Genomic DNA, 25,772 nt, shown 5'->3' with positions numbered 1-25,772 from the left:
GCCCGCCCCCGCCCCAGTGGCGCGCAGCGCGCCCGTCCTGGTGGTGGCCGCGCCGCCGCCCCCGCTGCCGCCTCCCGCACCGCCTGTCGCCAGCATGCCGCAGGCCGTCGCGCCTGCGCCGTTGGAGGCGCCGGCCCCTGCGCCGTCCGTGGTGGATGTGCCGTCGCCGCCCGCACAGGCCCTGGCGCCGGCCGCGGCCTCGGTCCTGGAGGGCATCGACTGGTCGGTCCTCACGCGCCCGGCCCAGCGTTCGGCGCCGCCGGCCGCTCCGGTGGCCGCACCGCCGCCCGCGCCGGCCGAGCCAGAACTTCCGCCGCCGCCCGCCGCCGCCGCGCCGCTTTCCGTGCGGCCCGAGGCACATGTGCCGCCGCCAACGCCCGCCCCGGCTCCGCTGCCGGCCCCTGTGGCCCTCGCCGAACCGCCGCCCTCCCTCCCCGCGGCGCCGGACCTCTCCCTGTTCGCGCAGGCCGCGGCCGCCATGCCGGCGCTGGAGCCCGTGTCGTTCGCTCCGGCCATGGCCGAGCCGCCGCGTCCGGCCAGCCCGCCCCCCGCCTTTGCGGCGCCACTATCGTCCGCTCCCTTGGCGCCCGCTCCCTTGGCGCCCGCTCCCTTGGCGCCGGCTCCCGCGGCTCCCTTGGCGCCCGTCTTCGCGGCTCCGCCGCCGCCCGCTGCTGCAGCGCCCCCGCCGCCCGCCTTTTCGGCGCCCCTGCCGGTCGTGCCGCCCGCGCCCTCCGGCGCCCCGCTGGCCGAATTCGCGATCTTCAGCGGCCTCGCCGCCCCGCGTGACGCCGCGCCGCCCGGGCCGCCCGCGCCGGCGGGCAGCACGCTCAGCCGGCTGAAGCACGTCGTCGCCTATCCCGGCGTTGCCGGCCTGCCTGAACCCGTTTCTGGCCGCGCCGTCCAGGAGGCGGCGCATCGGCCCGGAAGCAACGCCATCCCGGCCTCGGCCGTGACAGTTCCCCTGGGGGAGGTTATGCGTCGCGTTGCGGCGGGCGGCCCGCCTGCTGCATCCCCCTTTGACACGTTCCGCGCCGCCCTGCGGGCGCCGTCAAGCTACTAGGCCGCCGGAGGCTCCATGCCCCTCATTTGCTTCGCATCCCCCAAGGGCGGTGTCGGAAAGACCACGCTGGCCGCCAATGTCGCCGATGCCATGCGGCGCCAGGGTCGCCGCGTCCTGGTCATGGATTTCGACCCGCAGAATACGCTCCGCCTGCATTTCGGCGTCCCGCTGAGCGACATCGCCGGCTTCATGACCGAGTTGCCGAAGCGCCCCGACTGGCGCGAAATGGTGCGACAGACCGCCTCGGGCGTGATGCTTCTGCCCCATGGCTCGATCGATATCCGCGGCGCTCTCGGCCTCGCCCACGCGCTGGAGCGTGACCCCGAGCTCCTGGCCGCCCCGCTGCGCGCCATCCTGGCCGATCCGAGCCTTCTGGTGATCGCGGACACGCCCCCCGGCGCCTCCCACGCGCTCAGCATCCTCGCCCCCATGGCCTCCATGGTCTGTGCCGTGCTGCTGGCCGATGCGACGAGCGCCGCGCTGGTGCCCGACATCGACAGCGGGCGCTTCCTGGGCGCGGGCACGATGGCGGCACTCTTCGCGGGCCGGCTGCGCGTCGTGCTGAACGGCGTGGACCCCAACACCCGCCTCTCCCGCGCCGCGGCCGAGACGGTCGCCCGCCACCTTGGTCCCCGCCTGCTGGGCGCCATCTGCCGCGAGGAGATCGTGGCCGAGGCGCTCGCCGCGCAACGCCTCGTGCTCGACCTGGCGCCGAACAGCCAGGCGGCCGAAGACCTGCGCGAGATCGCGCGCGGCATCGAGGCGGCCCTGCCGCCGGTGCCCGAACCCTTCAGCCCGGGCTGGGGCGCGCGATGAGCGAAGTCGCCGCCCGGAAGGAGTGGCTGGCCCGGCTTCCGCTGATGCGGAACAAGTGGTTCGGCTGGCTGATCGTCACTCTGGGCGCGATTCTCTCGCTCACCATCATCACCGTGCCGATGTCGGCCGAGCAGCAGGTCGTCTTCGCGCTCGGCTGCCTCTTCCTGTTCCTTGTGCTCAACCGCATCCAGGGCCGCACGATCACGCTGATGCTGATCGTGCTCTCGCTGCTGGTCTCGCTCCGCTACATCTTCTGGCGGCTGACCGAGACGCTGGACTTCAGCACCTTCCTGCAGAGCTTCCTTGGCGTCGGCCTGCTGATGGCCGAGGTCTACGCCATCATCGCGCTCGTCCTCGCCTATTTCCAGACGCTCTGGCCGCTCGACCGCAAGCCGGCGCCGCTGCCCGCCAATCCGGACGACTGGCCCTCGGTGGATGTCTTCATCCCGAGCTACAACGAGCCGCTCGACGTGGTCCGTCCCACCGTCTTCGCGGCGCTCGCGCTCGACTGGCCGTCGGACAAGCTGAACGTCTACCTGCTCGATGACGGCCGGCGCGAGGATTTCCGCCGCTTCGCCGAGGAAGTCGGCTGCAACTACATCATCCGCCCCGACAACAAGGGCGCCAAGGCCGGCAACATCAACCACGCGCTGGCGCAGACCAGCTCGGAATACGTCGTCATCTTCGACTGCGACCACGTGGCGACGCGCGGCTTCCTCCAGCTCAGCCTGGGCTGGATGCTGCGCGACCAGGGCCTCGCCATGGTGCAGACGCCGCACTACTTCTACTCGCCCGACCCCTTCGAGCGGAACCTCGCCGCCGGCCAGCGCGTGCCGAATGAGGGCCTGCTCTTCTACGGCCTGATCCAGCAGGGCAACGACTTCTGGGGCGCCACCTTCTTCTGCGGCTCCTGCGCCGTCATCCGGCGCACGGCGCTGGAATCGGTGGGCGGCGTGCCGACCGAGACGGTGACCGAGGACTGCCACTGCTCGCTGCGCATGCAGAAGAAGGGCTGGCGCACCGCCTATCTGCGCATTCCCCTGGCCGCCGGCCTCGCCACTGAACGCCTCATGCTGCACATCGGCCAGCGCATGCGCTGGGGCCGCGGCATGATTCAGATTTTGCGCGTGGAGAATCCGCTTTTTGCGCGTGGCCTGAACCTCGGCCAGCGCCTTTGTTACTTCAACGCGATGTTCCACTTCCTGTTTCCGCTGCCGCGCTTCGTGTTCCTGACGGCGCCGCTGGCCTTCCTCATCTTCGGCGAGAGCATCATCGCCGCCTCTCCGCTTGCCATCGTGGCCTATGCCGGCCCGCACATCGTCCTCTCGGTCACGACGAACTCGCGCATCCAGAAGACCGTCCGCCACTCCTTCTGGTCCGAGATCTACGAGACGGTGCTGACCGTCTACCTCCTGCCGGTCACGCTCTCGACGCTGCTCGACCCCAAGCGCGGCCGTTTCAACGTGACCGACAAGGGCGGCACGCTGGAGGAAGGCTATTTCGACCTGCGCGCCGTGGGCCCCAACATGTTCCTCGCCGTGGCGCTGCTGATCGGCCTGCTGCTGGGCATCTACGGCCTTGCGGCCAATGCCCCGCAGACCCTGGAATTCCAGGCCTTCGCGCTCAACGTGATCTGGGGGACCTTCTGCCTCATCGCGGTGCTGGCCGGCCTCGCCGTGGGCCGCGAGCGGCGTCAGGTGCGCTCCCGAGCCCGTGTCTCGGCCGAGGTTGAGGCCGCCGTGCTGCTGGCCGATGGCCGCCGCGTCGAGGGCATGTCGGAGGATCTCTCGCTCGGCGGCGCGGCCCTGCGCATGCCCGCGCCGGAGAACATGGGCGAGGACAACCTCGTCATGGTGGAGCTGGATGCCGGCTCGCAACGCGTGACCGTTCCGGCAGAGGTCTTGCGCTGGCAAGACGATCGTCTCAATTTGCGCTTCCTGCCCCAGGACATGCAGGATGAAGGCAGTATTGTGATCGCGACCTTGTGTCGGGCCGATGCCTGGGTGGACTGGGACTCTATCCGCGAGGATCGCCCTCTTCGCTCGCTGAAGGAAGTGCTTGTGTCGATTGGTGGTCTCTTCGCCGGCGGTTCGCAGTTCAGCTTCCGCAAGCGAACCCCGGCAGGGCGTTCGATCCAGGTGCCCGACACCATGCCCGATCTCAACCAGGCCAAGGCCGGCGAGGTGACGGCACAGGCGGCGGTGAAGCGCGCGGGGCTTGTCCGCCCCTCGATTCCCGCCGCGGTCGCGCTGGGCCTGCTGCTCGCCTCGGGCGCCGCCTCCGCGCAGACGCGCGGGCCGCAGCCCCCCGCGCTCTCGCCGCCGCCGCTCTCGGCCCCTCCCGCGCTCTCCCCGCCCCCCGGCCTGACGCCGCCGCCGGCCCTGCCATCGGCAGTGGGCGGCCCACCCGGCGGCTTGCCGAGCTTCGCCGCCCCGGCCGAGCCGCCCGGCGGTATTGGCGCCAACCCGCTGATGGCGACGCCCGGCCAGGACGCGCCCGGCACCCGCACCGAAACCCGCACCCTGCGCCAGCTTGGCCTGCGCGGGCCGATGCAGATGCGCGGCGTCTCGGACCTGCAGGGCCTCCTCTTCGGCGTGCGCGGCGATGAGGTGGTGACCTCCGCCCGCCTGACGCTGCAGGGCGCGACCTCGCCCGCGCTCATCCCCGAGCTGAGCCAGATCGCCTTCACGCTGAACGAGCAGTTCATCGGCACCATCCAGCCCGACCGTGCCCGCCCGGCCTTCGGCCCGCTGGAATTTCCGATCAACCCCTTCTTCTTCGCGGATGTGAACCGGCTGAACTTCCGCTTCACCGGCCGCTACGCCATCGAGTGCAACGACCCGCTCTCCGGTCTGCTCTGGAGCACGATCTCCGACAATTCCACCATTTCGCTGCGGCTTGAGCGCCTGCCCATCACGCGTGACCTGGCCCGCCTGCCCGAGCCCTTCTTCGACCCGCGCCAGCTGCGCGAGCCCCTGGTGCTGCCCTTCATCCTGCCGGATGTGGCGAGCAACGAAGCGCTGCGCGCCGCCGCCATCGTCTCCTCCTGGTTCGCGGTGCAGGCCGATTACCGCGGTTCGAGCTTCCCGGTCGGCAATGTGCTCCCGCCGCGCGGCAATGCGGTGGTGATCTCGGCCAGCCTCGACTCCATCCCGGGCCTGATCATGCCGCGGCTGGAGGGTCCGACGCTGGCCATCCTGCCCAACCCGAATGATCCGCTGGGCCTGCTGCTGGTCGTCGCCGGCCGCAACGGGCAGGAGGCGGTGGCCGCCGCCACCGCGCTCGGCGTGGGCCGCGAGGCGCTGAGCGGCGAACTCGCGACCATCCAGGCGCAGGACATTCCGCCGCGCCAGCCCTATGACGCGCCGCGCTGGGTGCGGGTGGACCGCCCGCTGCGCTTCGGCGAGATCATGGACCCGTCGGAGCTGCAGGCCTTCGGCTACGTACCGGGCCCCATCGCCGTGCCCTTCCGCACCGCGCCCGATCTCTACACCGCGCGCGACCGCGCCCTCTCGGCGCAGATCCGCTTCCGCGCGCCGCCCGGCCCGATCATGGATGTCGCCGTCTCGCGCCTCGACGTGGCGCTGAACGACATCTATCTGCGCTCCGCCCCGCTCCGGCAGGCCGAGCTGAGCTGGCCGTTCAACTGGATCCAGCGCCAGGTGAGCCAGTCGGAGACGGACGACGTGCAGATCGGACTCCCCAGCTACATGCTCTTCGGGCAGAACGAGCTGCAGCTGCGCTTCGACATGCGCCCGCTGCACCGGGGCGACTGCATCGCGGTGCCGGGTGACATCCGCGCCTCGGTGGACCCCGACAGCACGATCGACCTCTCCGGCGCCTATCGCTTCACGACGCTGCCGAACCTCGCCTTCTTCACCTCCTCGGGCTTTCCCTTCACCAAGTTCGCGGATCTCTCGCAGACGGCCGTGGTCCTGCCTGAGCGCCCCTCCCAGGCGGAGCTGGAATCCTTTCTCACCATCCTCGGCCGCATCGCGGCGCTGGTCGGCTATCCGCCCGTGAACCTGCAGGTGGTGCGGCCGGACGGGCTGCAATCCGTCGCCAGCAAGGACCTGCTCGTCATCGGCACGCTGGGCCGGCAACCCGCCCTGCAGGCCCTGCTGCGCGATGGGCCGCTCCAGCAGGAAGGCAACCGCCTCACCGTCCGGCTGAACGACGCCTTCGGTGATTTCCGTAACCTCTTCGGCGGCGAGCGCCGGGGTGAGCTGGAGCGCGTCTCCGCGCTGCTCGCCAACCCGGGCGAGTCGCTGGGCGCCCTGCTCGGCTTCGAGAGCCCGCTGAGCTCGGGCCGCTCGGTCGTGGCGCTGACCGGCTCCTCCCCCGCCGGGCTCGAGGCGATGGTGACCGCGCTGCGCGACCCCGAGCAGGTGCCGCGCGTGCAGGGTGACACGGCTCTGCTGACCGGCGGCCGCATCCAGGCCTTCCGCGTCGGCTCCACCTACACCCATGGCAGCCTGCCGCCCTGGCTCTGGCCGGAGTATTTCATGAAGGACAACCCCTATGCGCTGCTGGGGATTTTCCTCCTGGTGCTGCTGCTGATCCCGGGGCCAATCTACTGGGCGTTGCGTCGCCGTGCGGCGCAGCGCCTGCGCGAGCGCTCGGTCTGAGGGCGCCGAGAGATGTCGAGAAGCAAGAAGCCGAAAGCGACGGGGGCGACTGCGATGCCGGAAGCGAACACCTGGATGATGACGCGCCGCGCCGGGCTGGCCGGTGCCTTGGCCCTGCCCTTGGCGAGCCCCTGGGCATCGCGCGAGGCCCAGGCCCAGCAGGGTGGCCTGGTCGAGGTCGGCACCAATGGCTGGCTGTTCCCGATCTGGGACCGCGTGAACCGGGTCGACATGGCCGCGGTGCGCAGTGCCGTGCAGACCGTCACGGAAACCATCGGCATCCTCCGGGCCGGTCGCATCCAGGTCGCGATCCTGCTGATCCCGTCGCGCAAGCGGATGATGCGGCAATACCTCCCGGCCGGCACCCAGATCGCGCCCGAGGCCGCCCAGCGCTTCACGCTGACGCTGTCGGAATGCACCCGCGCCGGCGCGGTCGTTCCCGACCTCGATGCCGTGTTCCGCGCGCAGATGCAGCGTGATCCGGCCCATCCGCTGTTCTTCAAGACCGACACGCACTGGACGCCCATGGGCGCCGAAGTCGCCGCGGTCGAGATGGCGCGCATGATGCGCGAGCGGATGCAGCTTCCGGCCAGCCCGCGCCCCGGGACCCGCCTGGGGGATCTCCGCCCCATGCAGCTCGCGGCGGGCGACCTCGTGCAGCACCTGCCCGCCGCGCAGCGCGGCGCCTACGGGCCCGAGCAATCGCTGGTGCGCCAGATCCTGCCGCCGGAAGGGGCGGGCGCGCTGATCGAGGATGACAGCTACGACACGGTGATCGTCGGCACCAGCAATGTGCAGCCCCGCTTCGGCTTCCAGCCGGTGCTGTCCAACCAGCTGGTCCGGCCGGTCGGCCTCTCCTGGAAGCCGAACAACCAGGGGACCTATTTCGCCCTGCTCGACTATCTGCGCAGTGACGCGTTCAAGCAGCAGCGGCCCCGCGCCCTGGTCTGGAACTTCCTGGAGCAGGACATGGTGAACACCAGCAACAACCCGACCTGGGGCACCGGGGCGATCGCGCCCGCCGAGTTCCTGAACCAGGTCCGGCGGGCCGTGGCATGATGCGCCGGCTCCTCGCCCTCGCGGCCACCCTCGCCACCAGCCTCGGCTTCTCCGGCGCGGCCTGGGCGCAGGCCCAGGTCTATGACCCCGTGCCGCCGCGCGGCTCGGCCTATGTGCGGCTGGTCAACGTGCTTCCGGGCGAGGTGACGGCGCGGCCCGATTTCCTGCCGCAGCAGCGCCTGGGCACCGCGCCGGCGCAGCGCGTCATGGCTTTCACGACGGTCGAGAACGTCGCCAACCGCCAGCTGCGCCTGGAATTCCAGGAAGGGCAGCGGCGCGGCCAGGCCAGCTTCCGCGTCGAGCCTGGCAGCTTCGTCACCGTGCTGCTCCATGCGACGGCGAATGGTGGCCTCGCCGCCACACCGGTCGTGGACTCGGCCGATTTCAACCGGGCCCGCGCCCGCCTCGCCTTCTACAACGCCATGCCCGATTGTCCGGCCGCCGGCGTGACGATCCAGCCCTCCGGCCCCGCCGTCTTCGAGGGCGTGCCGAGCCTCGGCACCCGGGCGCGCAGCGTGAACCCGGTGACGGCCGAGATCCGCAGCGCCTGCGGCGACCGCGCCAGTGCCCCCTTCGCCCTGGAAGGGCTGGAGGCGGGTGGCATGTACAGCATCTGGCTGATCAGCGGCACGCCGCAGCCCCAGGCCTTCGTGACCCGGGACACGACGGCGGTCTGGCGGCCGTGATGGAAGCGCGCGCATGCTGAGTCGCACGGAACGCCGGCGGCGCCGCTGGCCGCGGCGCGAGGCCGCAGGGCTTGCGGCCGGGCTCGTCCTGGCCGGGTTGCCGGCGGCCGCGCAGCAGCCACCCCAGCTCTCGCCGCCGCCGCCTGCGCTCTCCGCCCCGCCGCCGCTCACCCCGGCCGCCGGGCCGCTGCCGCTTTCGCCACCGCCCACGCTGTCGCCGCCTCCCACGCTCTCGGCCCCCGCCGCCGCCCCGCCGGGCGGGACGGAGGCCGCGGCCACCGGCAGCGACACCCGCATGTCGGGCGGCGCCGCCTCCACCAATCTGCTGGAGCAGGCCGCCTTCTGGCAGCAGCAGGGCCAGACCGAGCGCGCCCTGCAGACGATCGACCGCCTGCTCGCCGTCGAGCCCAACAATATCGAGGCGCTGGCGACGGCGGTGGAACTGGCCTCGCTCAGCAGCCAGCCGGAATCCGCCCGTCGCTACCTCACGCGCCTGCGCCGCCTCGCGCCCAATGACCCGCGCCTGGCCCGCGGCGAGGAACTGCTGCGCGTCACCGGCGAGGATTCGGAAGCCCTGGCCGCCGCCCGCCAGCTCGCCCGCAGCGGCCGGCCCGAGGAGGCGCTGACCCGCTACCGGCAATTGTTCCGCAACGGGCGCATTCCGCCCGCGCTGGCCTCGGAATACTTCCAGGTTCTCGGCGGCTCCTCCGAGGCGGGCTACCGCCAGGCGGTGCAGGAGCTGGGCCGGATGGTGCAGGCCCAGCCGAACGAGCCCGCGCTGGCCCTGACCTACGCGCAGCTGCTCACCTACCGCGAGGACACCCGCACCGAAGGCGTGGACCTGCTGCAGCAGCTCTACAACAACCGCGGCACGCGCGAGCCCGCGCGCCTCGCCTGGCGGCAGGCCCTGCTCTGGCTGGGTGATGACCCGGAATCCGCTGCCCGCATCCGCGCCTACCTCGCCCTGAACCCCAGCGACCGCGAGCTGGAGGCGAAGATTCGCGCCTCGGAAAGCGCGATCAGCCCGGGCGCCTCGGCCCGCCTGCTGGCCTGGGCCGCCATCGACGCCGGGCGGAATGCCGATGCCGAGCGGCAGTTCAACGCGGCCCTCGCCATCGATCCGAACGATCCGGAGTCCATCCTCGGCCTCGCCGTGCTGCGGAAGATCCAGAACCGGATGACCGAGGCGCAGAACCTGCGCGACCGGGCCATCGCCCTCGCGCCCGACCGGGCGGATGAATTCACCCGCGCGGTGGGCGACCTCACGCCCTGGAACACCGCCGGCCGTGGCGGCGGCGGCGGCATCGGGCCGCTCGGCCTCGCCTGGCGCGCGCTGGAGCGCGGCGACCTGGACCGTGCGGATTCGCTCGCCCGGCGCAGCTTGAACGCGCGCGGCGAGGCGCGCATGGAGAGCGAGCTGATCCTGGGCCAGGTGGCCATCCTCCGGCGCGACTTCGTGGCCGCCGAGATGCGGTTCCGCAACGCGCTGACGCTCCGGCCGCGCCAGCGCGACGCTCTGAACGGCCTCTACCTCGCGCTCGTCGGCCAGGACCGCATCGCGGAGGCCGAGGCCTTCCAGCGCGAGATGGGCCTGCCGGCAAACCAGAACGTGCTGGTCTCCCGCGCCTTCAACCTGCGCGACCGCGCCGCGCTGACCGACAATCCCGAGCAGTCGCTCGCGCTGCTGCGCCAGTCGCTTTCGATGGCGCCGAACAATCCCTGGATCATGCTCGACGCGATCCGCAAGCTGCGCAGCCTGGGCCAGACCGCGGAAGCGGCCGAGCTCACCGCCCGGCTGGAGCGCGACACCACCGCCGACGCCTCGACCGCGGCCGCGCTGGTGGCCCTCGACGAGGAGCGCTTCGGCGCCGTCGTCGCGCTGCTCGAGCGCATCCCGGTGCGCGTGCGCAACGCCGACATGAACCGCCTGCTGACGGCGAGCCGGCGCGAATTCGAGATTCGTCAGCTCGAACTCCAGGTGCGCGAAGGCCGCGAGGGCGCGCTGGACCAGCTGCTGGCCGGCGCCGGCCGGCGTGACCCCGCCTTCACGGTGGGCCCCGCCACGGTGCGTGCCTTCGCCCGGCTGAACGACCCGACCCGCGCCGGCCTCGCCGCCCGCGCGGCGCTGGCCGCCAACCCCAGCACCAGCGCGGCCGACCGCATCGCGCTCGCCTCGGCCCTGATCGAGGCGAACCGGCTCGAGGATGCCAGCGCGCTCGCCGCGCCCCTGCTGGCCGACCGCAACCTCCCGGCCGAAACCCGGCGCGAGCTCGCCGCCGTCATGGAAGCGGGCGCGGTCCAGCAATCCGACGCGCTGGCCCAGCGCCGCGCGCCGGAGCAGGCCTATCAGGCGCTGGCGCCGGCGCTCGCCGCCTCGCCCGCCAGCGTGCCGCTGAACATGGCGCTCGTGCGCCTCTATGTGGCGACCAACCGCACCGCCGAGGCGCGGATCCTGGTGGATGCCGTGCTGGAGCGCGACCCGCGCAACCTGACGGCGCGCCTTGCCAAGGTGGACCTCGCCCTCGCCGAGGGCCGGCTGCGCGAGGCCGACGCGCTGATCGCCGAGACCGCCTTCCTGCATCCGGGCGAGATCCAGGTGACGCTGGCCGAAGCCCGGGTGGCCCGCGCCCGCGGCGAGCTGGGCCGCAGCCTGCGCCTGATCGAAAGCGCCGGGGCGCGGCGTCTCGAGCATCTGCGCAACAGCGGCCAGCTGGCCGAGGCGCGGCTGACGCAGATCGCCCTCAACCCGCAGCGCGGCGGCCCCGGCCCCACCCAGCTGCACGACCCGGTGACGGCGCAGATCGCGCAGGAGCTCATCCGCGCCCGGGACGAGGCCGCCACCTGGCTGCAGGCCGGCGCCATGCTCGGCTACCGCGAGGGCAATGCCGGCACCGCCCGCCTGACCAACCTGACCGTGCCGCTCGAGGTCAGCACGCCCATGCCGGGCAACATGCCCGGCCGCATCGTGATGGGCGTGGATACGGTGGCGCTGAACGCGGGCAATTTGAACACCGCCTCCGCCAGCGCGCGGGTCTTCGGCGAGAATGCCGTGCTGCCCTTCGGCAGCTTCCGCGCCGGCCCCGAGACGCAGGAGGGTGCCGCGCTGCGCGCCGCCTATCTCGGCCGCAACTTCCGCGCCGATATCGGCTCCACGCCGCTCGGCTTCGCCCGCACCAACATCGTGGGCGGGGCGGAGGTGGTGCCGCGCATCAACGAACAGCTGCGCATGCGCCTCTCCTTCGACCGCCGGGCGGTGACGGAGAGCATGCTCTCCTACGCGGGCATGCCGAATTCCGTGGTCGGCGCCCCCTGGGGTGGCGTGGTCCGCACCGGCGCGCGCCTGCAGTTCGAATGGGCGCCCAATGCGCGCTTCGGCACCTATGCCGGCGCCGGCTACAGCATCTACCGGGGCGACAACGTCCAGAACAACTCCCGCGTGGATGCCGGCATCGGCGCCTACTACGCCGTCATGCGCCAGCAGAACCAGCAGCTCACCATGGGCGTGGATCTGCGCTATTTCGGCTTCGACAAGAACCTGAGCGGCTTCACCTTCGGCCAGGGCGGCTATTTCAGCCCGCAGCAGCAGATCATCGCCTCGCTCCAGGCGGAATACATCGCCCGCTGGGGGGATTGGTCGCTGCGCACCATCGGCGCGGTCGGCTACCAGAACTATCGCGCGGCGGCGACGCCGATCTTCCCGACCAATTCGGCGCTGCAGGCGCAGGCGTTGAACGCCTCCTTCTTCGACAGCACCGTGCCGACCAACAACACCCCCACGCGCAGCAGCGGCATCACCGGCTCCATCTTCGGCAACCTCGAATATGCGGTGACGCCGAATGTGCGGATCGGCGTCGCCGGCCGCTTCGAGGCGGTGGGCGACTACCAGGACACGCTGGGCCTCTTCTACCTCCGCTGGCGCCTGGACCGCCCGCGCGAGGACCTGCTGCCGCTGCATGCGGGCGCCGCCTATCCGACGCCCAATGTGAACGACCCGATGCAATCGAGCTTCGGCGCGGGCCGGCCGGAATGGATCAGCCTGCCCTCCGGCGCCGCGCGGCCGACCTGGTGACGTGAGAGCGACCGCGCTGCTCCGCAGCCTGCTCTCGGCCGCGTGCCTGCTCGTCTCCCTCGCCGGCGCCGCGCTGGCCGCCTGCCCCGCCGTGCCGGCCGGGCAGCGCCTCCCGCCCGAGGCCATGCCGGCCATGCCCAGCTGGCCCGAATGGCGGGTCTGGGCGGAGGCGTCCCAGGCCAGGCTGCGCGCGAGCGATCCCGCACGCGCGCGCATCGCCTTCATCGGCGATTCCATCACCGAAGGCTGGCATCCCGACATCTTCCGGATGTTCTACGGCCAGCGCGGGGCGCTGAATCTCGGCGTCTCCGGCGACACCACGCAGAGCCTGCTGTGGCGCCTGGAGAATGGCCATTGGCCGCCCGCTCTGCAGCCGGATGTCATCGTGCTGCTGATCGGGACCAACAATATCGGCCAGGGCAACCGCCCGGAGGAGACGGCCTTGGGCGTCGCCACGGTCCTCCGCCGGCTGCAGCGCCTCGCGCCGCGCGCCCGGATCGTGCTGCTGGGCGTCCTGCCGCGCGGGAACCTCCCCACCGACCCGATGCGCCTTCCCATCCAGCGGCTGAACCAGATCCTGCAGGGCTGCGGTGACAACCAGCGCGTCTTCTACAGCGAACCCGGGCAGCTTCTGGTGGATGGCGAGGGCGTGCTGCCGCAATGGGTGGCCTTCGACTGGCTGCACCTCACCCAGGTCGGCTACGCCATCCTCTCCACCGCCCTCGAGGGGCATCTCAGGCTGGCGCTGCAGCGGTAGAGCATGATGCGTTGAGGCGGATCGCCGAAACGCTGAATCATCCGCTCGGCAAGGGCAGGGGCGTGCGGCGTGAACGCATGGGGGGCCGCCCTCAGGCGGGCTCCAGCAGCCCCATGCCCCAGAGCTTGCGGGCGAAAGCTGCATCGCCCGGCACCGCCCCCTCGGCGAGTGCCGCCAGCTCTGCCACCTCGCCCGGCTCCAGCGGCAGGGTGCCGCCGGTCCAGAACAGCGTGGCCGTCCCGTCCTGGTCTTGCACCAGGTGCGAGTGCATGCCTTCGGTCAGCCGCAGCGCGCCCTCCGGCATGGGGGCGAAGAGGCCGCGGGCGGGCAGGGGCTGCCGGTCCCGCGCCAATTGTTCCAGCATCAGGTTCGCCAGCCGCTCCGCATGGGCGGGCGTGGCGAGGCGGGTGAGCTTCTCGGCCAGGGCGGGCAGCAGGTCGGCCTCGCCGATGCGCCAGCTCGGCACGCTCTCGCGCAGCGCCGGGTCGGCCAGCTCGGCCTCGTCCACCAAGGCGCGGATGGCCTGCGCCCAGGAGGCTTCCATGAAGCCGATGGTCGCGTGCAGCGAGCGCTCGCCCGCTTCCGTCGCCGCGTCATGCATGATGCCGCGCGGGATGTAGAGCGCATCGCCCGGTTCCAGCACCAGGACATGCGGCTCGCCCAGGGGGGGCATGTTGCCGGGCCAAGGGGTGCGGCGCGTGGGCCGCTCCACCCGCTCGCCATCCCAGATGCGCCAGCGCTTGCGGCCCTCCACCTGCAGCACCAGCACATCATGCGTGTCGAAATGGGTGCGGAAGCCCTGCGCGGCGGGCGGTGTCAGGTAGATGTTGGACTGCACGGCGTGCAGAAACAGCCGTTCGAGCCCCCGGCAGAACTTCGCAAGCGGCGGATGGGTCTCATGGAATTGCGAGACGACGAGCGAGGCGCCCGCATCGAAGCGCGCCAGCAGCCGGGGCAGGTCCACGCGCCCGTCGGGCAGGGCGAACTCCTCCTCCGGCACGCCCGCGCTGCCGTTGCGCGCCTCGTCCGCCATGGCGATGCGCGGCGTGCGGGCGCCGTCGGTGCGCAGATGCGCGTCCAGATCGGCGACGGAGAGCAGGTCCGCGAAGCGATCCGGGCGGGAGCCCTTGAAGTGCTTCCAGTCGAGCCCCTCGCGGAGGGCCAGCGCGGCGTCCACGCTCATGCCCTCGAAGGCGAGGGCGAAGGCCGCCTCGGTCAATCCTTGCTGCATCGTCCTGGCTCGATCTGGGGCTCGATGAATGGCGCTGTGGGTTACCAGCGGCCCTGGCCGGGTGCGTCGCGGGGGTCGGAATCGGTGCGGCCGGTTCCGCGATAGCCGCCGCGCCCGCGGCCCGCCCCGTCGCTCGGGTCCCGATCGGTGATGCCGGTGCCCCGCGAACCCCCACGGCCATTGCCGGGGCCGTCGCTCGGGTCGCGGTCGGTGATGCCGGTCGTGCGATAGCCGCCGCGCCCCTGGCCCGCCGCGTCACGCGGATCGGAATCGGTGCGGCCGGTGCCGCGATAGCCACCCCGGCCCTGGCCCGGCCCGTCGCTCGGATCACGATCGGTGATGCCTGTGCCGCGATAGCCCCCCCGGCCATTGCCCGGCCCATCGCTCGGGTCACGGTCAGTGATGCCGGTGCCGCGCGAGACCACGGGGGTGGGCCCGGTCGGCACACAGGCGGCCAGGGCGGTTCCGGTGCCCCCGAGGGCGGCGACCCGCAGAACCAGCAGCCGGCGGGAGAGACGATTTTCCATCGGGGGCTTCCTCGTATCCTGTCTCATTGGCGGATGATCCGCATCCGGAAGAGTGCACAGGCAGCGCGCCGAACACAATCGCCGTCTCGCCTCTCCCCCTCTCCCGCCGGTGCGTGCCGCGCCTCAGCGGCGGCCGCGCCCCGCCCCGTCCGAAGGATCGCTGTCGGTCCGGCCCGAGCGGCCGCGGCCGGGGCCATCGGTCGGGTCGCGGTCGGTGTAGCCGGTGGAGGAGCCGGTGCCCCGGCCGCGGCCAGCCTGGTCGTTCGGGTCGCGATCCGTCGCATTGGTGCGGTACTGGCCGCCGCCCGAGCCCCGGCCGGCGCCGGCCGCGTCGCGCGGGTCGGCATCGGTCACGCTGCGCTGCGCGGCGGCCTCGCCCGGGATCGCGGCGGCGGCGGCGATCAGGCCGGCGCCACTCGCGGCGCGGGTGACGATGAGGCGGCGGCTGAGCCGTCGGTCGGAATCGGACATGGGCTTCCTCGATTCATGCTTTGCTTGTCAGTGGCCCGGACCTTCCTCGGGCATGAGATGGTGGTCTATGCTGTTTTTGAAAAACAAGGCCCGGAGTGCCAGAAAGACGGTGCTGTCCAATAATTAATTCAGCGCCGGATCGTTCGATCGAGTTCCGTCGGCCCGCCGGAGACACATCATGAGCACCCCGACCCTTCCCGTCCTCTACACCGCGCTCGAGCCCCTCGATGCCGAGCGACATGCCGCGCTTCGCCTGCGTGATGTCGGCCACGGCTTTGCCGCGCATCTCTCCTCCATCCCGCTTGCGGTCGAGGAATTCGCCCTGGCTGGCCGCCACATGCCGGTGGTCTTCGCGGCGGCGGCGCCGCACATGCCGGTGGCGCTGACCGGCCTCGCCCCTGACCGCAACCTCTTCGTGGATGAGAAGGGCGGCTGGCGGCGCGGCACCTATGTGCCCGCCTATCTGCGCCGCTACCCTTTCCTCCTGGTGCGCGCCGCCGCCGATTCCGATCAGCTCGTGCTTTGCATCGACCCCCAGGCGCCGCAATTCGCCACCACGGCGGGCGAGCCGCTCTTCGAGGCGGAGAAGAAGCCCGCCCCCCTGGCCAGCAAGGCGCTGGACTTCACCCGCTCGGTCGAGGCGGCCTTCCGCAAGACCCAGGAATTCGCCGAGGGCCTCTCCCTCATGGGCCTTCTGCAGCCGGCCGCCACGCAGTTCGAGTGGGAGGGGAAGCCCTTCCGCGTGGATGGTTTCCACGCCGTGGATCGCGAGCGGATGGCCCAACTGACCGGCGAGCAGCTGGCCACCCTGCGCGACAAGGGCTGGCTGGACGCCATCTATGCCCACCTGCTTTCCTTGGGCGGGATTCCCGAACTCAAGCAGATGCAGGGTTGAGACGATGCAGCGCAGAAGCCTCCTCACCGCCGCGGCCCTGCTGCCGGCGTTCGCGCCCGCCGCCGGGGCGCAGACGCGTTTCGCCAATCTCAGCATGTTCATCCCGGCGGGCCCCGGTGGCGGGTGGGACGGCCTCGGCCGCGCGATCGAGCAGGTGGCCCGCCCGGCCGGCCTCGTCGGCAATTTCCAGTTCGAGAATGTGGGCGGCGCGGGCGGCATCGTCGGCCTGCCGCGCTTCATCTCGCAGCGGCGCGGGCGGCCCGATGCGCTGATGGTCGCGGGCTCCGTCATGGTGGGCGCGGTGCTGACCAACCGCTCGCCCATGGGTCTCTCCAACGTCACGCCCATCGCGCGCATGACGCAGGAGGTGGGCGTGATCGTCGTCCCCGCCTCCTCCGAGATCCGGGACATCGCGGGGCTGCTGGCGGCCTTCCGCGCCAATCCGGGCGGAACCTCGGTGGGCGGCGGCAGTGCTGGCGGCACGGATCACATCACGCTCGGGATGATCCTGAAGGCGTTGGGCCGCAACGCGCGCGAGGGCAGCTACGTGGCCTTCGCCGGCGGCGGCCCGGCCCAGGCGGCCATCCTCGGCGCGCAGGTGAAGGCCGGCATCTCGGGCTACTCCGAGTTCGCCGAGCAGATCCGCTCCGGCCGGATGCGGGCGCTGGCCACCACCGGCGAGACGCGCAGCGACCCCGCCATCCCGACGCTCAAGGAATCGGGCGTGGATGTGGTCACGGCCAATTGGCGCGGCGTCTTCGGCGCGCCGGGCATCAACGCCAACCAGCGCGCCGCGCTCGTGAACCTGATGACGGAGCTGAACGCGCTGCCCGCCTGGCGCGAGCTGCTCACGACGCGCGGCTGGGACAACGCCTTCCTGCCGGGTGCGGAGTTCGAGCGCTTCCTCGCCGCCGACATCGCGGCGACCGAGACGGTGCTGAAGGAACTTGGCCTCGCGGGGTAATCGCCCCGCGTGAATGGCCTCCCGTGAATGGACATCATCACCGGGCGTGATTTCACCCGCCCGCGCGATCACCCCATCTCCTCCGGCAAGGGCGCGGCATGTCCCGCGCCCCCACCAAGGAGTTGCCTCACGATGTCCCTGTTCTCCCCCGTGCGCCTCGGCGCGCTGAATCTCAAGAGCCGCGTGGTGATGGCGCCGATGACGCGCAACCGCACGCCCGGCCAGGTGCCCACTGCGCTGAATGCCGAATACTACGCCCAGCGCGCCGGCGCCGGGCTGATCGTGACCGAGGGCACGACGCCCGATGCCTCGGGCCGCGGCTACATCGACATCCCGGGCCTCTACAACCGGGCGCAGGCCGAGGGCTGGCGCGAGGTCGCGCGCGCGGTGCATGCCAAGGGCGGCCATATCTTCGTGCAGCTGATGCACACCGGCCGCATCTCCCACCCCGATTTCCTGGATGGTGCCGCGCCCGTCGCGCCCTCGGCCATCCCCGCCCCGGGCGAGATCTACACGCATGAGGGCATGAAGCCGCACGGCACGCCCCGCGCGCTCGAGGCCGCCGAGATCCCGGCCCTGATCGCCACCTATGGCCGCGCCGCGACCCTGGCGCGCGAGGCCGGGTTGGACGGCGTGGAGGTGCATGGTGCCAATGGCTATCTGCCGGGCCAGTTCCTCGCCCCCAATGCAAACCAGCGCACCGATGAGTGGGGCGGCTCCATCGAGAACCGCGCGCGCTTCCTGCTGGGCGCGGTGGATGCGGCGGTGGCGGCGATCGGTGCCGACCGCGTGGGCGTGCGGCTCTCGCCGGGTGGTGTCTTCAACGACATCCAGGATCCGGACGCGCCCGCGACCTACGCCCATGTCGCGGCCGAGCTGGCGAAGCGGAACCTCGCCTATCTGCACATCTTCAACACCAATCCGGGCTTTGACGTGCCGGCGCTGATCCGCGCCCACTACAAGGGCACGCTGATCCTGAACGGTGGCTATGACCGCGCGCGGGCCGAGGCCGACATCGCCTCCGGCCTCGCCGACCTCATCGCCTTCGGCGTGCCCTACCTGGCCAACCCGGACCTGCCGGAGCGCCTGGCCCAGGGGGCCGCGCTGAACACGCCGGACCAGGCGACCTTCTACGGCGGTGGGGCGAAGGGCTATACCGACTACCCGGCGCTCGCCGCCTGAGCGCCCTCGCGGCGGGCGAGCCAGACGGTGCGCCCGCCGCATTCCGGATCCTCCGTGCGGTGCGCCACCACCGCGAAGCCGTGGCGCACGAGGAGGCGCCGGTATTCGATGGGCGAGAGGCTGGCGTGATACAGCACTTCGCCCTCGAAGCAGCCCATCGCCACGCCGTCTGACGGGCCACTCGTGAACATCAGCGCGGCCCCCGGAGCTGCGTGGCGTGCGAAGACGGCGAAGATCGCACGCTGATCCGCGTGATCCAGATGGAAGAAGCTGTCCCAGGCGAGGAGGCCGTCAAAGCGTCGGCCGAGATCGAGGCAGCGCATATCGGCGAGCAGCCATTCCTGCCCGGGGAAGCGCGCGCGGCAGAGGGCGATGAGGCTTGGCGCGCTGTCCACACCGGTGACCCCGAAGCCCGAGCCGATCAGATGCGCCGCGATCGGCTCGGCCATCCCGCAGCCCAGGTCCAGCACCGCGCCGCCTGGCGGGATCAGCGCCGTGAAGCGACCGAGCCAGGCGGCTTCGAACAGCCGCCGGTCGCGCTGCGCGTCGAAGGCGGCGGCGTGCCGCTCGTAAAGGCCGATGATGTTCTCCGCGCCCATGCCACCAGCATGGCGGTGCCGCGCCGGCCAAGAAAGCTTGCCCGCATGACAAGCTTGCCACGTGCCAGACAGGTGACGGATGGCATGAATCCGCCAAGACTGCCGGGTGAGGAAACGCGAGGCGTCATGACGAACCGAATCCCGCTGCCCGACCTTTTGGCGGGCCTGTTCGTCCTGGGTTTCGGCCTGGTCGGCTTCTGGCAGGCCGGGGCCATCCCGGTCTCGCCCCTCTACGCGCAGGTCGGCCCCAAGGCGGTGCCCTATGTGGTGGCAAGCGGCATGACGCTGCTGGGCGCGCTGCTCGTGCTCTCGGCCCTGCGCGGCGGCTGGTCTGCCCAGGTGGCAGAGGTGGCGGAGGCCGGGCCGCCCAATCTCCGCGCACTGGGCCTGCTGGGTGCGGGTCTGCTCGCCAACCTTGTCCTGATCGGCCCGGCCGGCTTTTCCATCGCGGCTTCGGCGCAATTCGTGCTGGTCGCCGCCGCCTTCGGCAGCCGCTCCATGGCGCGGGACGTGCTGATCGCCCTGCCGCTGACGCTGCTGGTCTGGTTCCTCTTCGTGCAGGGGCTCGGCGTGAATATCGGCGCGGGGCTGCTGGAGGGTCTCGTCCTGCAACTGCTCGGGCAGGAGGCGCCCTGATGGAGGCGATCAACGGGCTCGCTCTCGGCTTCTCCCACGCGCTGACGCTGACCAACCTGGCCTGGGCGCTGCTCGGCTGCTTCCTCGGCACCGCGGTCGGCGTGCTGCCGGGCATCGGGCCGGCGCTGACCATCGCGCTGCTGCTGCCCATCACCTTCCAGGTGAGCGCCACCGGCGCCTTCATCCTCTTCTGCGGCGTCTTCTACGGCGCCATGTATGGCGGCAGCACCACCTCCATCCTGCTGAACGCGCCGGGCGAGAGCGGCTCCATCATCACCGCGCTCGAAGGGGCGAAGATGGCGCGCAATGGCCGCGCCGGGCCTGCATTGGCCACAGCCGCCATCGGCAGCTTCGTGGCCGGCGTGGTGGGCACGCTCGGCATCGCCTTCCTGGGACCCGTCATCGTGGATTTCGCGCTGGTGCTGGGCCCGGCCGAATACTTCGCGCTGATGGTGCTCTGCTTCGTCACTGTCTCCGCCGTGCTCGGCGGCTCGGCGTTGCGCGGCCTCGTCAGTCTCTTCTTTGGCCTCACGCTCGGGCTCATCGGCATTGATCTGCAGACCGGCCAGCCCCGCATGACCTTCGGCCTGCCGGAGCTCTTCGATGGCGTGAATGTCGTGCTCGTCGCCGTTGCCCTCTTCGCGGTGGCGGAAGCGCTGCACATGGCCTGGCGCCATCATGGCGGCGAGCCGCAGGTGCTGCCCGTGGGCAAGCTGATGCTCTCGCGCTCCGATCTCAAGCGCAGCTTCTGGCCCTGGATCCGCGGCGCCGGCCTCGGCTTTCCCTTCGGCGTGCTGCCCGCCGGCGGCACCGAGATGCCGACCATGCTGAGCTACTACGCCGAACGGAAGCTCGCCTCGCCCGAACACGCGAAGGAATTCGGCACGACCGGCGCCATCGAGGGCGTGGCCGGCCCCGAGGCCGCGAACAACGCCGCCGCCGCCGGCATCCTCGTGCCCATGCTGACCTTGGGCCTGCCGACCTCCGCCACGGCCGCCATCATGCTCAGCGCCTTCCAGAGCTACGGCATCCAGCCCGGACCGCTGCTCTTCGAGACGCAGGCCGAGCTGGTCTGGACGCTGATCGCCTCGCTCTTCGTGGCGAATGTGATGCTGGTGGTGCTGAACCTGCCGCTGGTGGGCCTCTGGGTGAAAATCCTGAAGATCCCGACGCCGCAGCTCTACGCTGGCATCCTGGTCTTCGCCACCATCGGCACCTACGGCATTTCCAACTCCATCGTGGACCTGATCCTGCTCTACGCCATCGGGATCATCGGCATGTTCATGCGCCGCTTCGATTTCCCGGTGGCGCCGGTGGTCATCGGCATGATCCTGGGCCCGATGGCCGAGCAGGCGCTGCGCCAGGCGCTGACCATCAGCGAGGGCAATTGGATGGTCTTCGTGACGCGGCCGGGCAGCCTGATCATCCTGCTGGTGGCACTGGCGGCGCTGCTGGGGCCGCGGATTTATGGGGTCTGGGCGCGGCGGCGCGTGGCGTGAAATGCACATATTGTGCTTGATTCGCACATCGCGCCTGTGCAATTTCCGGCCATGAAGCTCGCCGAATACCTCGAACGCACGGACACCACCTTGCAGGCGCTGGGCGAGAAGCTCGGCGTCTCGCACACCACCGTGCTGCGCTGGGCCACGGGCCAGGCCGTGCCGCGCGGCCGCGCGCGCATGGAAGCCCTGGCCCGTGCCACGCAGGGCGCCGTCACCGCCGCCGATTTCTTCCCCGAGGCCGCACCCGCGCAAACCGGCCTCGCCGAAACCCAGACCCCCTTCGCCGCCGAAGCCGAGGCGCTGGGCCTTGATGCCGCCGCCATCGCCGCCCGCGCCGTGCAGGAGGCCATTCGCGCCGAGAAGGCCCGACGCTGGCTTGCGGAAAATGCGGAGGCCATCGAGGCCTGGAACCGCTGGACCGAGAGCAACGAGCTGCCCCTCGCCGAATACCGCATGTTCTGACCGGTGGCGCGCTTCGATGTCTTCCGCCGCCCGCGCGGCGCCCCGGGCTACCTGGTACAGATCCAGAGCGACTTCCTGGACCGGCTGGAGACCCGCGTCGTCGCGCCGCTCCTGCCGCCCGATGCGGTGCCAGCCCCGATCCGGGATCTGCACCCGCGTTTCCAGATCGAGGGTCGCCCTTTCCTGATGGCCACGCAGCTCCTGGGCGCCATCCCCCGGCGCGAGCTCGGCCCGCCCGTCGCCTCCCTTGCCGCCCAGCAGGATGAGATCACCCGCGCGCTCGACGCGCTGGTCACGGGCTTCTGACCATGCCCGAAGCACCCCTGCTCAAGCCCGAGGATGGCGTGGCGGAGCCCGACCGCCGGCGCCGCTGGGTCTCGCCGCTGCTCCGGCGCATCCTGCTGGTGAACGCACTCCCGCCCGCGCTGCTCGCCGCGGCGCTGCTCTACCTCGATCAGTACCAGAACGGCCTGCTCGCCGCCGAGGTCGAGGCCATGCGCACCCAGGCGCGCATCTATGCCGCCGGCATCGCGGAAGCCGCCGTCCGCATCCAGGATGACCGCGCCGTGCTGGTGCCCGAGGTCGCGCGCCCGCTGCTGCGCCGCCTGGTCGAGCCCTCGCCCAACACCCAGGCGCGCCTTTTCGACACGGCCGGCCTCGTCGTCGCCGATAGCCGCGTGCGCGAGGCGGCGGGCGGTGCCGTCGTCACCGAGCCCTTGCCCGCGCCCGCGCCGCGCGGCGCCCTCTCCGACACGGTCTCCGGCCTCTACGAGCGCGTGCTGGGCCTCTTGCCGCGCCAGGCGCTGAACCCCGTCGTGCTCGACACCACGCCCGATGCGCAGAGCTTCGACTGGCAGCCCGATCTCGGCCCGGAGCGCCAGGCCGAGCTGCGCCTGGCCCTCGAAGGCGGCGTCACCCCCTATATCCGCCGCACGCCCGATGGCCGCCTTCTCGTCAGTGTCGCCGAACCGGCGCGGCGCGGCGCCCAGGCCGTCGGCATCGTGCTGCTGACGCGCGAGGCGCGGGAGGTGGATGCGCGCCTGTTTGAAATCCGTGCCAGCGTGCTCGGCCTGTTCGTCCTCGCCCTCATCCTCACCGTCGCCGTCTCGCTCTATCTGGCGCGCACGCTGGCCAGTCCGATCCTGCAGCTGGCCGGTGCGGCGGCCGAGATGCGCCAGGGCAAGGGCCGCAGCGGCAGCGTGCCCGAACGCCTGCTCGACCGGCAGGACGAGATCGGCATCCTCTCGCGCGATCTCCAGGCCGCCGCCCGCGCGCTCTGGGCGCGCATCGACGCCAATGAGCGCTTCGCCGCCGATGTGGCCCACGAACTCAAGAACCCGCTGACCAGCGTGCGCAGCGCGATCGAGACGCTGCGCCGCGTGGAGGATCCGGCGCAGCAGAAGCGCCTGCTCGGCATCATCGCCAATGATGCGGTGCGGATGGACCGGCTGATCGGCGACATCGCCGATTCATCGCGCGTGGATGCCGAGCTCTCGCGCACCGTGGCGGAGCCGGTGGATATCGGCCCGATCCTCGCCGTGCTGGTCGAGCTGCACAACACGACCCGCACGCCGCGCGACCCGGAGATGGAGCTGGAGGCGCCCGAGAAGCTGGTGGCGATGGGCGTGGAGGATCGCCTCGTGCAGGTCTTCCGCAACCTGCTGGGCAATGCCGTCTCCTTCAGCCCGGATCGCGGCTCGCCGCCAAGCCATGTCTGGCTCCGCGCGCGCGAGGCGGGGGCGGAGGTGGAGATCATCGTCGAGGATGAGGGCCCCGGCATACCCGACGCCAAACTCGAGGGCATCTTCGACCGCTTCTATTCCGAACGCCCGCGCGGTGAACGCTTCGGCCAGCATTCGGGCCTCGGCCTTTCCATCTCCAAGCAGATCATCGAGGGGCTGCGCGGCCGCATCAGCGCGGAAAACCGGCGCGACGCGGCGGGGAAGGTGCTGGGCGCGCGGTTCGTCGTGCGGCTGCCGAAGGCGTAGCCGCGCGCCAGCGAAGTCGTGCGGCTGCCGAAGGTGGTGCCGCGCGCCAGCGAAGTCGTGCGGCTGCCGAAGGCGTAGCCGCGCGCCAGCGAAGTCGTGCGGCTGCCGAAGGTGGTGCCGCGCGCCAGCGAAGTCGTGCGGCTGCCGAAGGCGTAGGAAAAACGCCTCCGGCGGCTGGGGCCGCCATCTGCAGGCTTGGCGCCCCAGACCCCTTTCCTTACGGGCACTCCTCCAGCGGGCGGCCGATGGCGGCCTGGCGCTCGCCCTCGCGGAAGCAACCGGCGAGCCAGGCGCCGCGGAACCAGCCGCCTTCCACGCTGAAATATTCGCCCAGCCCCTCGGGGCGGTCGTCGCGGAATTCGCCGCGATAGAAATTGCCGTTGATCCAGGCCATGATTCCGCGGCCATGGCGCCGCCCCTCACGCCACTCGCCCTCATAGCGGGCGGTGGCCCAGACGCGCAGGCCGCGGCCCTGCTCGCGCCCCTCCTGCCACTCGCCCTGGTACACGATGCCGTTGGAATCCAGGAAGGTGCCGATGCCGTGCATCTTGCCGCGCGCCAGGCTGCCGACATAGCGCTCGCCGCGCGGCTCGCCCTCCTCGGTGTAGCGCCATTCCAGCATGCCATCGCCCTGCGCGGGCCCCTCCTCGCAGGGGCCGGTCCAGATCACGATTTCCTGCTGCTGCGGGTTGGGGTTCCAGACCCAGCAGCCATTGCGCTCATCCACCGTCCAGCCCGGCCGGCCCACCGCCGCGATGGAGTCGGCCGGGGGCGCGGGCGGGCGCGGATGGGCGGGCTCGGGCGCCGGGGCCTGGGCCCAGGCGGGAGAGAGCAGGGCAGGGCCGGACAGGGCCAGGAACAGGAACACCCAACGCATCACACGACCTCCATGCCTCGCGCCCGAATCATCCGCCGCGCCGCAATGCGGCGACACTCAGCGCCAGTCCGCCGCCGAGCGCAACCGCCGCGACGGCCACCGGCAGGCCCCAGCCCGGCACCGCTTCCAGCAGCAGCCCGCCAAGCGGCGCCCCCAGCGCGCCGCCCAGCAGATAGGCGGTGTTCAGCCCCGCCATGCCCAAGGCCCGCGCGGGGCCGGCGAAGCGCTGCACGGCGCGCACCATGCCGAGCGTATAGATCGCCCCCGCCGCGCCGCCCCAGACGGCCAGCACCGGCCAGATGCCCCAGCCCGGCGCCAGCCAGGGCCAGAGCAGCGAACCCAGCGCGACCACCACCGCACAGCCCAGCAGCGCGCGATGCGTGCCGAAGCGGTCCGCCAGCATGCCCACCGGATACTGCGCCAGCATATTGCCGAACCCCGTCGCGACAACGATGGTGGCGGCCGCCCCGGCCGCAAGCCCGAGCGCCAGCCCCTGCACCGGAAACACCGCGCCCGCGGTGCCCTCCAGCGCGCCGCAGAGCATCGCCGCCCCGGCCGGGGCGGCCATCATCAGCGCCACCGGCCGCAGCCGCGCGAAGGAGAGGCGCATGCGGCTCGGCACCGCGCCCGGCACCTCGCGCAGCAGCAGGGTCAGCCCGACGCCCAGCATCATCAGCCCGGCGGAGGCGGCAAAGGCCCCCGACTGCACGCCGGAGATCCAGAGCACCGCCGGCCCGCCGCCGATCGCGGCCGAAATGAAGGTCTGGTAGATGCCGAGGAACCGCCCCTCTCGCCCCGGCGGCGCCATGGCGCCCGCGATGGCATCCGCCGTCGTCCAGGTGAGGCAGGAGGCGATGCCGAGCAGCCCGCCGAAGAGGAACCACAGCGGCAGCACCGGATTGGTGGCGAGGCCCAGCAGCGCGACGGCCGAGGTCGCACCAGCCAGCTGGTGCAGCCGCAAGGCGCCGCCCACCCAACCCGCCAGCCAGGGCGAGGCGGGCGCGGCGAGCAGCGCGGCCACCCAGACGGAGGCCGCGTAAAGCCCCACCAGCGCGGGCGAGACGCCGGCCTCGGTCAGGATGACGGCGGCCAGCGGCACAGACATCCAGACGCCGGCGAAGCCGCAGGTGGCGGCAGCGACAAAGACAGGGAACTGGGCCGGCGCCGGAAGCGGCGCGGCGGCATGGGTGACGGACATGGAAGCATGGGCGCTCGCAGGCGCCCCCTCGATCTCGGTGTGCGGGTCAGGCGAAGGCGGCGTCAGCCGCGTTTCGGGCCGCATGGATCGGGGTCCAGCAGGACCACCCAGGCACGCCAGGCGGCGGACCCGCTGCGCTGAAGGGAGGTGAGCGTGGACATGCCC

Annotated in this window: 21 protein-coding genes; 14 read left to right on the top strand and 7 right to left on the bottom strand. The window is 71.8% G+C overall.

All coding sequences use genetic code 11. The annotated features are described in order from the left end of the window. The coding region (locus KTR66_RS20685; RefSeq protein WP_213615976.1) for a hypothetical protein at positions 1-216 on the bottom strand (216 nt) is incomplete at its 3' end. A gap of 859 nt (positions 217-1,075) precedes the next feature. On the opposite strand from KTR66_RS20685, the gene KTR66_RS20680 reads away from it, so the two are divergent. The 6 genes from KTR66_RS20680 to KTR66_RS24915 are packed head-to-tail and all read left to right on the top strand — an operon-like array spanning position 1,076 to position 13,075. Continuing rightward, on the top strand, positions 1,076-1,876 hold the full coding sequence (locus KTR66_RS20680) for a cellulose synthase operon protein YhjQ/BcsQ (RefSeq protein ID WP_213615974.1): 801 nt from the start codon (positions 1,076-1,078) through the stop codon (positions 1,874-1,876). Continuing rightward, a complete protein-coding gene (bcsA, locus tag KTR66_RS20675) occupies positions 1,873-6,504 on the top strand; it encodes a UDP-forming cellulose synthase catalytic subunit (RefSeq protein ID WP_213615972.1) in 4,632 nt (1,543 codons plus the stop codon). Before KTR66_RS20680 ends, bcsA begins: the two co-directional genes overlap by 4 nt. A gap of 54 nt (positions 6,505-6,558) precedes the next feature. Then, positions 6,559-7,563, top strand: a complete 1,005-nt coding sequence (locus KTR66_RS20670) for an alginate O-acetyltransferase AlgX-related protein (RefSeq protein ID WP_213615970.1) — start codon at positions 6,559-6,561, stop codon at positions 7,561-7,563. Continuing rightward, a complete protein-coding gene (locus tag KTR66_RS20665) occupies positions 7,560-8,249 on the top strand; it encodes an ABC transporter permease (protein ID WP_213615969.1) in 690 nt (229 codons plus the stop codon). The genes KTR66_RS20670 and KTR66_RS20665 overlap by 4 nt, the downstream gene beginning before the upstream one ends. A 13-nt stretch (positions 8,250-8,262) precedes the next feature. After that, positions 8,263-12,318 carry a cellulose biosynthesis protein BcsC gene (locus KTR66_RS20660; RefSeq protein WP_213615967.1) on the top strand — a complete coding sequence of 1,352 codons (4,056 nt, stop codon included), beginning with the start codon at positions 8,263-8,265 and terminating at the stop codon, positions 12,316-12,318. A gap of 1 nt (position 12,319) precedes the next feature. Further along, positions 12,320-13,075 carry a GDSL-type esterase/lipase family protein gene (locus KTR66_RS24915; RefSeq protein WP_213615965.1) on the top strand — a complete coding sequence of 252 codons (756 nt, stop codon included), beginning with the start codon at positions 12,320-12,322 and terminating at the stop codon, positions 13,073-13,075. Between the two features lie 91 nt (positions 13,076-13,166). On the opposite strand, the gene KTR66_RS20650 is transcribed toward KTR66_RS24915, so the two are convergent. The 3 genes from KTR66_RS20650 to KTR66_RS20640 form a co-directional block, all read right to left on the bottom strand. After that, positions 13,167-14,306: a cupin domain-containing protein gene (locus KTR66_RS20650; protein ID WP_213615963.1), complete on the bottom strand. Its 1,140-nt coding sequence runs from the start codon at positions 14,304-14,306 to the stop codon at positions 13,167-13,169. A gap of 41 nt (positions 14,307-14,347) precedes the next feature. Next, a complete protein-coding gene (locus tag KTR66_RS20645) occupies positions 14,348-14,833 on the bottom strand; it encodes a hypothetical protein (protein ID WP_213615961.1) in 486 nt (161 codons plus the stop codon). 123 nt (positions 14,834-14,956) lie between these two features. Then, positions 14,957-15,304: a hypothetical protein gene (locus KTR66_RS20640; RefSeq protein WP_213615960.1), complete on the bottom strand. Its 348-nt coding sequence runs from the start codon at positions 15,302-15,304 to the stop codon at positions 14,957-14,959. Between the two features lie 178 nt (positions 15,305-15,482). Here KTR66_RS20640 and KTR66_RS20635 point away from each other — a divergent pair, with 178 nt between their 5' ends. The 3 genes from KTR66_RS20635 to KTR66_RS20625 all read left to right on the top strand — a co-directional run bounded on the left by KTR66_RS20635 (position 15,483) and on the right by KTR66_RS20625 (position 18,345). Further along, complete coding sequence (locus KTR66_RS20635; RefSeq protein ID WP_213615958.1) at positions 15,483-16,199, top strand: SapC family protein; 717 nt, start codon at positions 15,483-15,485, stop codon at positions 16,197-16,199. A gap of 4 nt (positions 16,200-16,203) precedes the next feature. After that, complete coding sequence (locus KTR66_RS20630) at positions 16,204-17,163, top strand: tripartite tricarboxylate transporter substrate binding protein (protein ID WP_213615956.1); 960 nt, start codon at positions 16,204-16,206, stop codon at positions 17,161-17,163. Positions 17,164-17,295: 132 nt separating this feature from the next. Continuing rightward, positions 17,296-18,345 (top strand): alkene reductase, encoded by a 1,050-nt coding sequence (locus KTR66_RS20625; RefSeq protein WP_213615954.1) that lies wholly within the window; start codon positions 17,296-17,298, stop codon positions 18,343-18,345. On the opposite strand, the gene KTR66_RS20620 is transcribed toward KTR66_RS20625, so the two are convergent. Beyond that, complete coding sequence (locus KTR66_RS20620) at positions 18,324-18,944, bottom strand: trans-aconitate 2-methyltransferase (RefSeq protein ID WP_213615952.1); 621 nt, start codon at positions 18,942-18,944, stop codon at positions 18,324-18,326. The two genes, KTR66_RS20625 and KTR66_RS20620, sit on opposite strands and share 22 nt — an antisense overlap. Positions 18,945-19,070: 126 nt before the next feature. Here KTR66_RS20620 and KTR66_RS20615 point away from each other — a divergent pair, with 126 nt between their 5' ends. Genes KTR66_RS20615 through KTR66_RS20595 form a run of 5 tightly spaced genes read left to right on the top strand, consistent with a single transcriptional unit; the run spans position 19,071 to position 23,532 of the window. Next, positions 19,071-19,580, top strand: a complete 510-nt coding sequence (locus KTR66_RS20615) for a tripartite tricarboxylate transporter TctB family protein (RefSeq protein ID WP_213615950.1) — start codon at positions 19,071-19,073, stop codon at positions 19,578-19,580. Then, positions 19,580-21,079, top strand: coding sequence for a tripartite tricarboxylate transporter permease (locus KTR66_RS20610; RefSeq protein WP_213615948.1), 1,500 nt, complete (start codon positions 19,580-19,582; stop codon positions 21,077-21,079). Before KTR66_RS20615 ends, KTR66_RS20610 begins: the two co-directional genes overlap by 1 nt. Before the next feature lie 51 nt (positions 21,080-21,130). Then, positions 21,131-21,544, top strand: coding sequence for a type II toxin-antitoxin system CcdA family antitoxin (locus KTR66_RS20605; RefSeq protein ID WP_213615946.1), 414 nt, complete (start codon positions 21,131-21,133; stop codon positions 21,542-21,544). 3 nt (positions 21,545-21,547) lie between these two features. Continuing rightward, positions 21,548-21,850: a CcdB family protein gene (locus KTR66_RS20600; protein WP_213615944.1), complete on the top strand. Its 303-nt coding sequence runs from the start codon at positions 21,548-21,550 to the stop codon at positions 21,848-21,850. A gap of 2 nt (positions 21,851-21,852) precedes the next feature. Next, positions 21,853-23,532: a stimulus-sensing domain-containing protein gene (locus tag KTR66_RS20595; RefSeq protein WP_213615942.1), complete on the top strand. Its 1,680-nt coding sequence runs from the start codon at positions 21,853-21,855 to the stop codon at positions 23,530-23,532. Positions 23,533-23,749: 217 nt separating this feature from the next. Here KTR66_RS20595 and KTR66_RS20590 read toward each other — a convergent pair whose 3' ends face one another. Then, positions 23,750-24,409 carry a hypothetical protein gene (locus KTR66_RS20590; RefSeq protein WP_213615940.1) on the bottom strand — a complete coding sequence of 220 codons (660 nt, stop codon included), beginning with the start codon at positions 24,407-24,409 and terminating at the stop codon, positions 23,750-23,752. A 28-nt stretch (positions 24,410-24,437) separates the two neighbouring features. Further along, positions 24,438-25,691, bottom strand: a complete 1,254-nt coding sequence (locus KTR66_RS20585; RefSeq protein WP_213615938.1) for an MFS transporter — start codon at positions 25,689-25,691, stop codon at positions 24,438-24,440. Positions 25,692-25,772: the final 81 nt, after the last annotated feature.

Origin of the sequence: Roseococcus sp. SDR, from assembly GCF_019083995.1 — a bacterium.
GTDB lineage: Bacteria > Pseudomonadota > Alphaproteobacteria > Acetobacterales > Acetobacteraceae > Roseococcus.
Note: the sequence above shows the minus strand (reverse complement) of the source record. Positions and strands in the feature narration are given on the sequence as shown.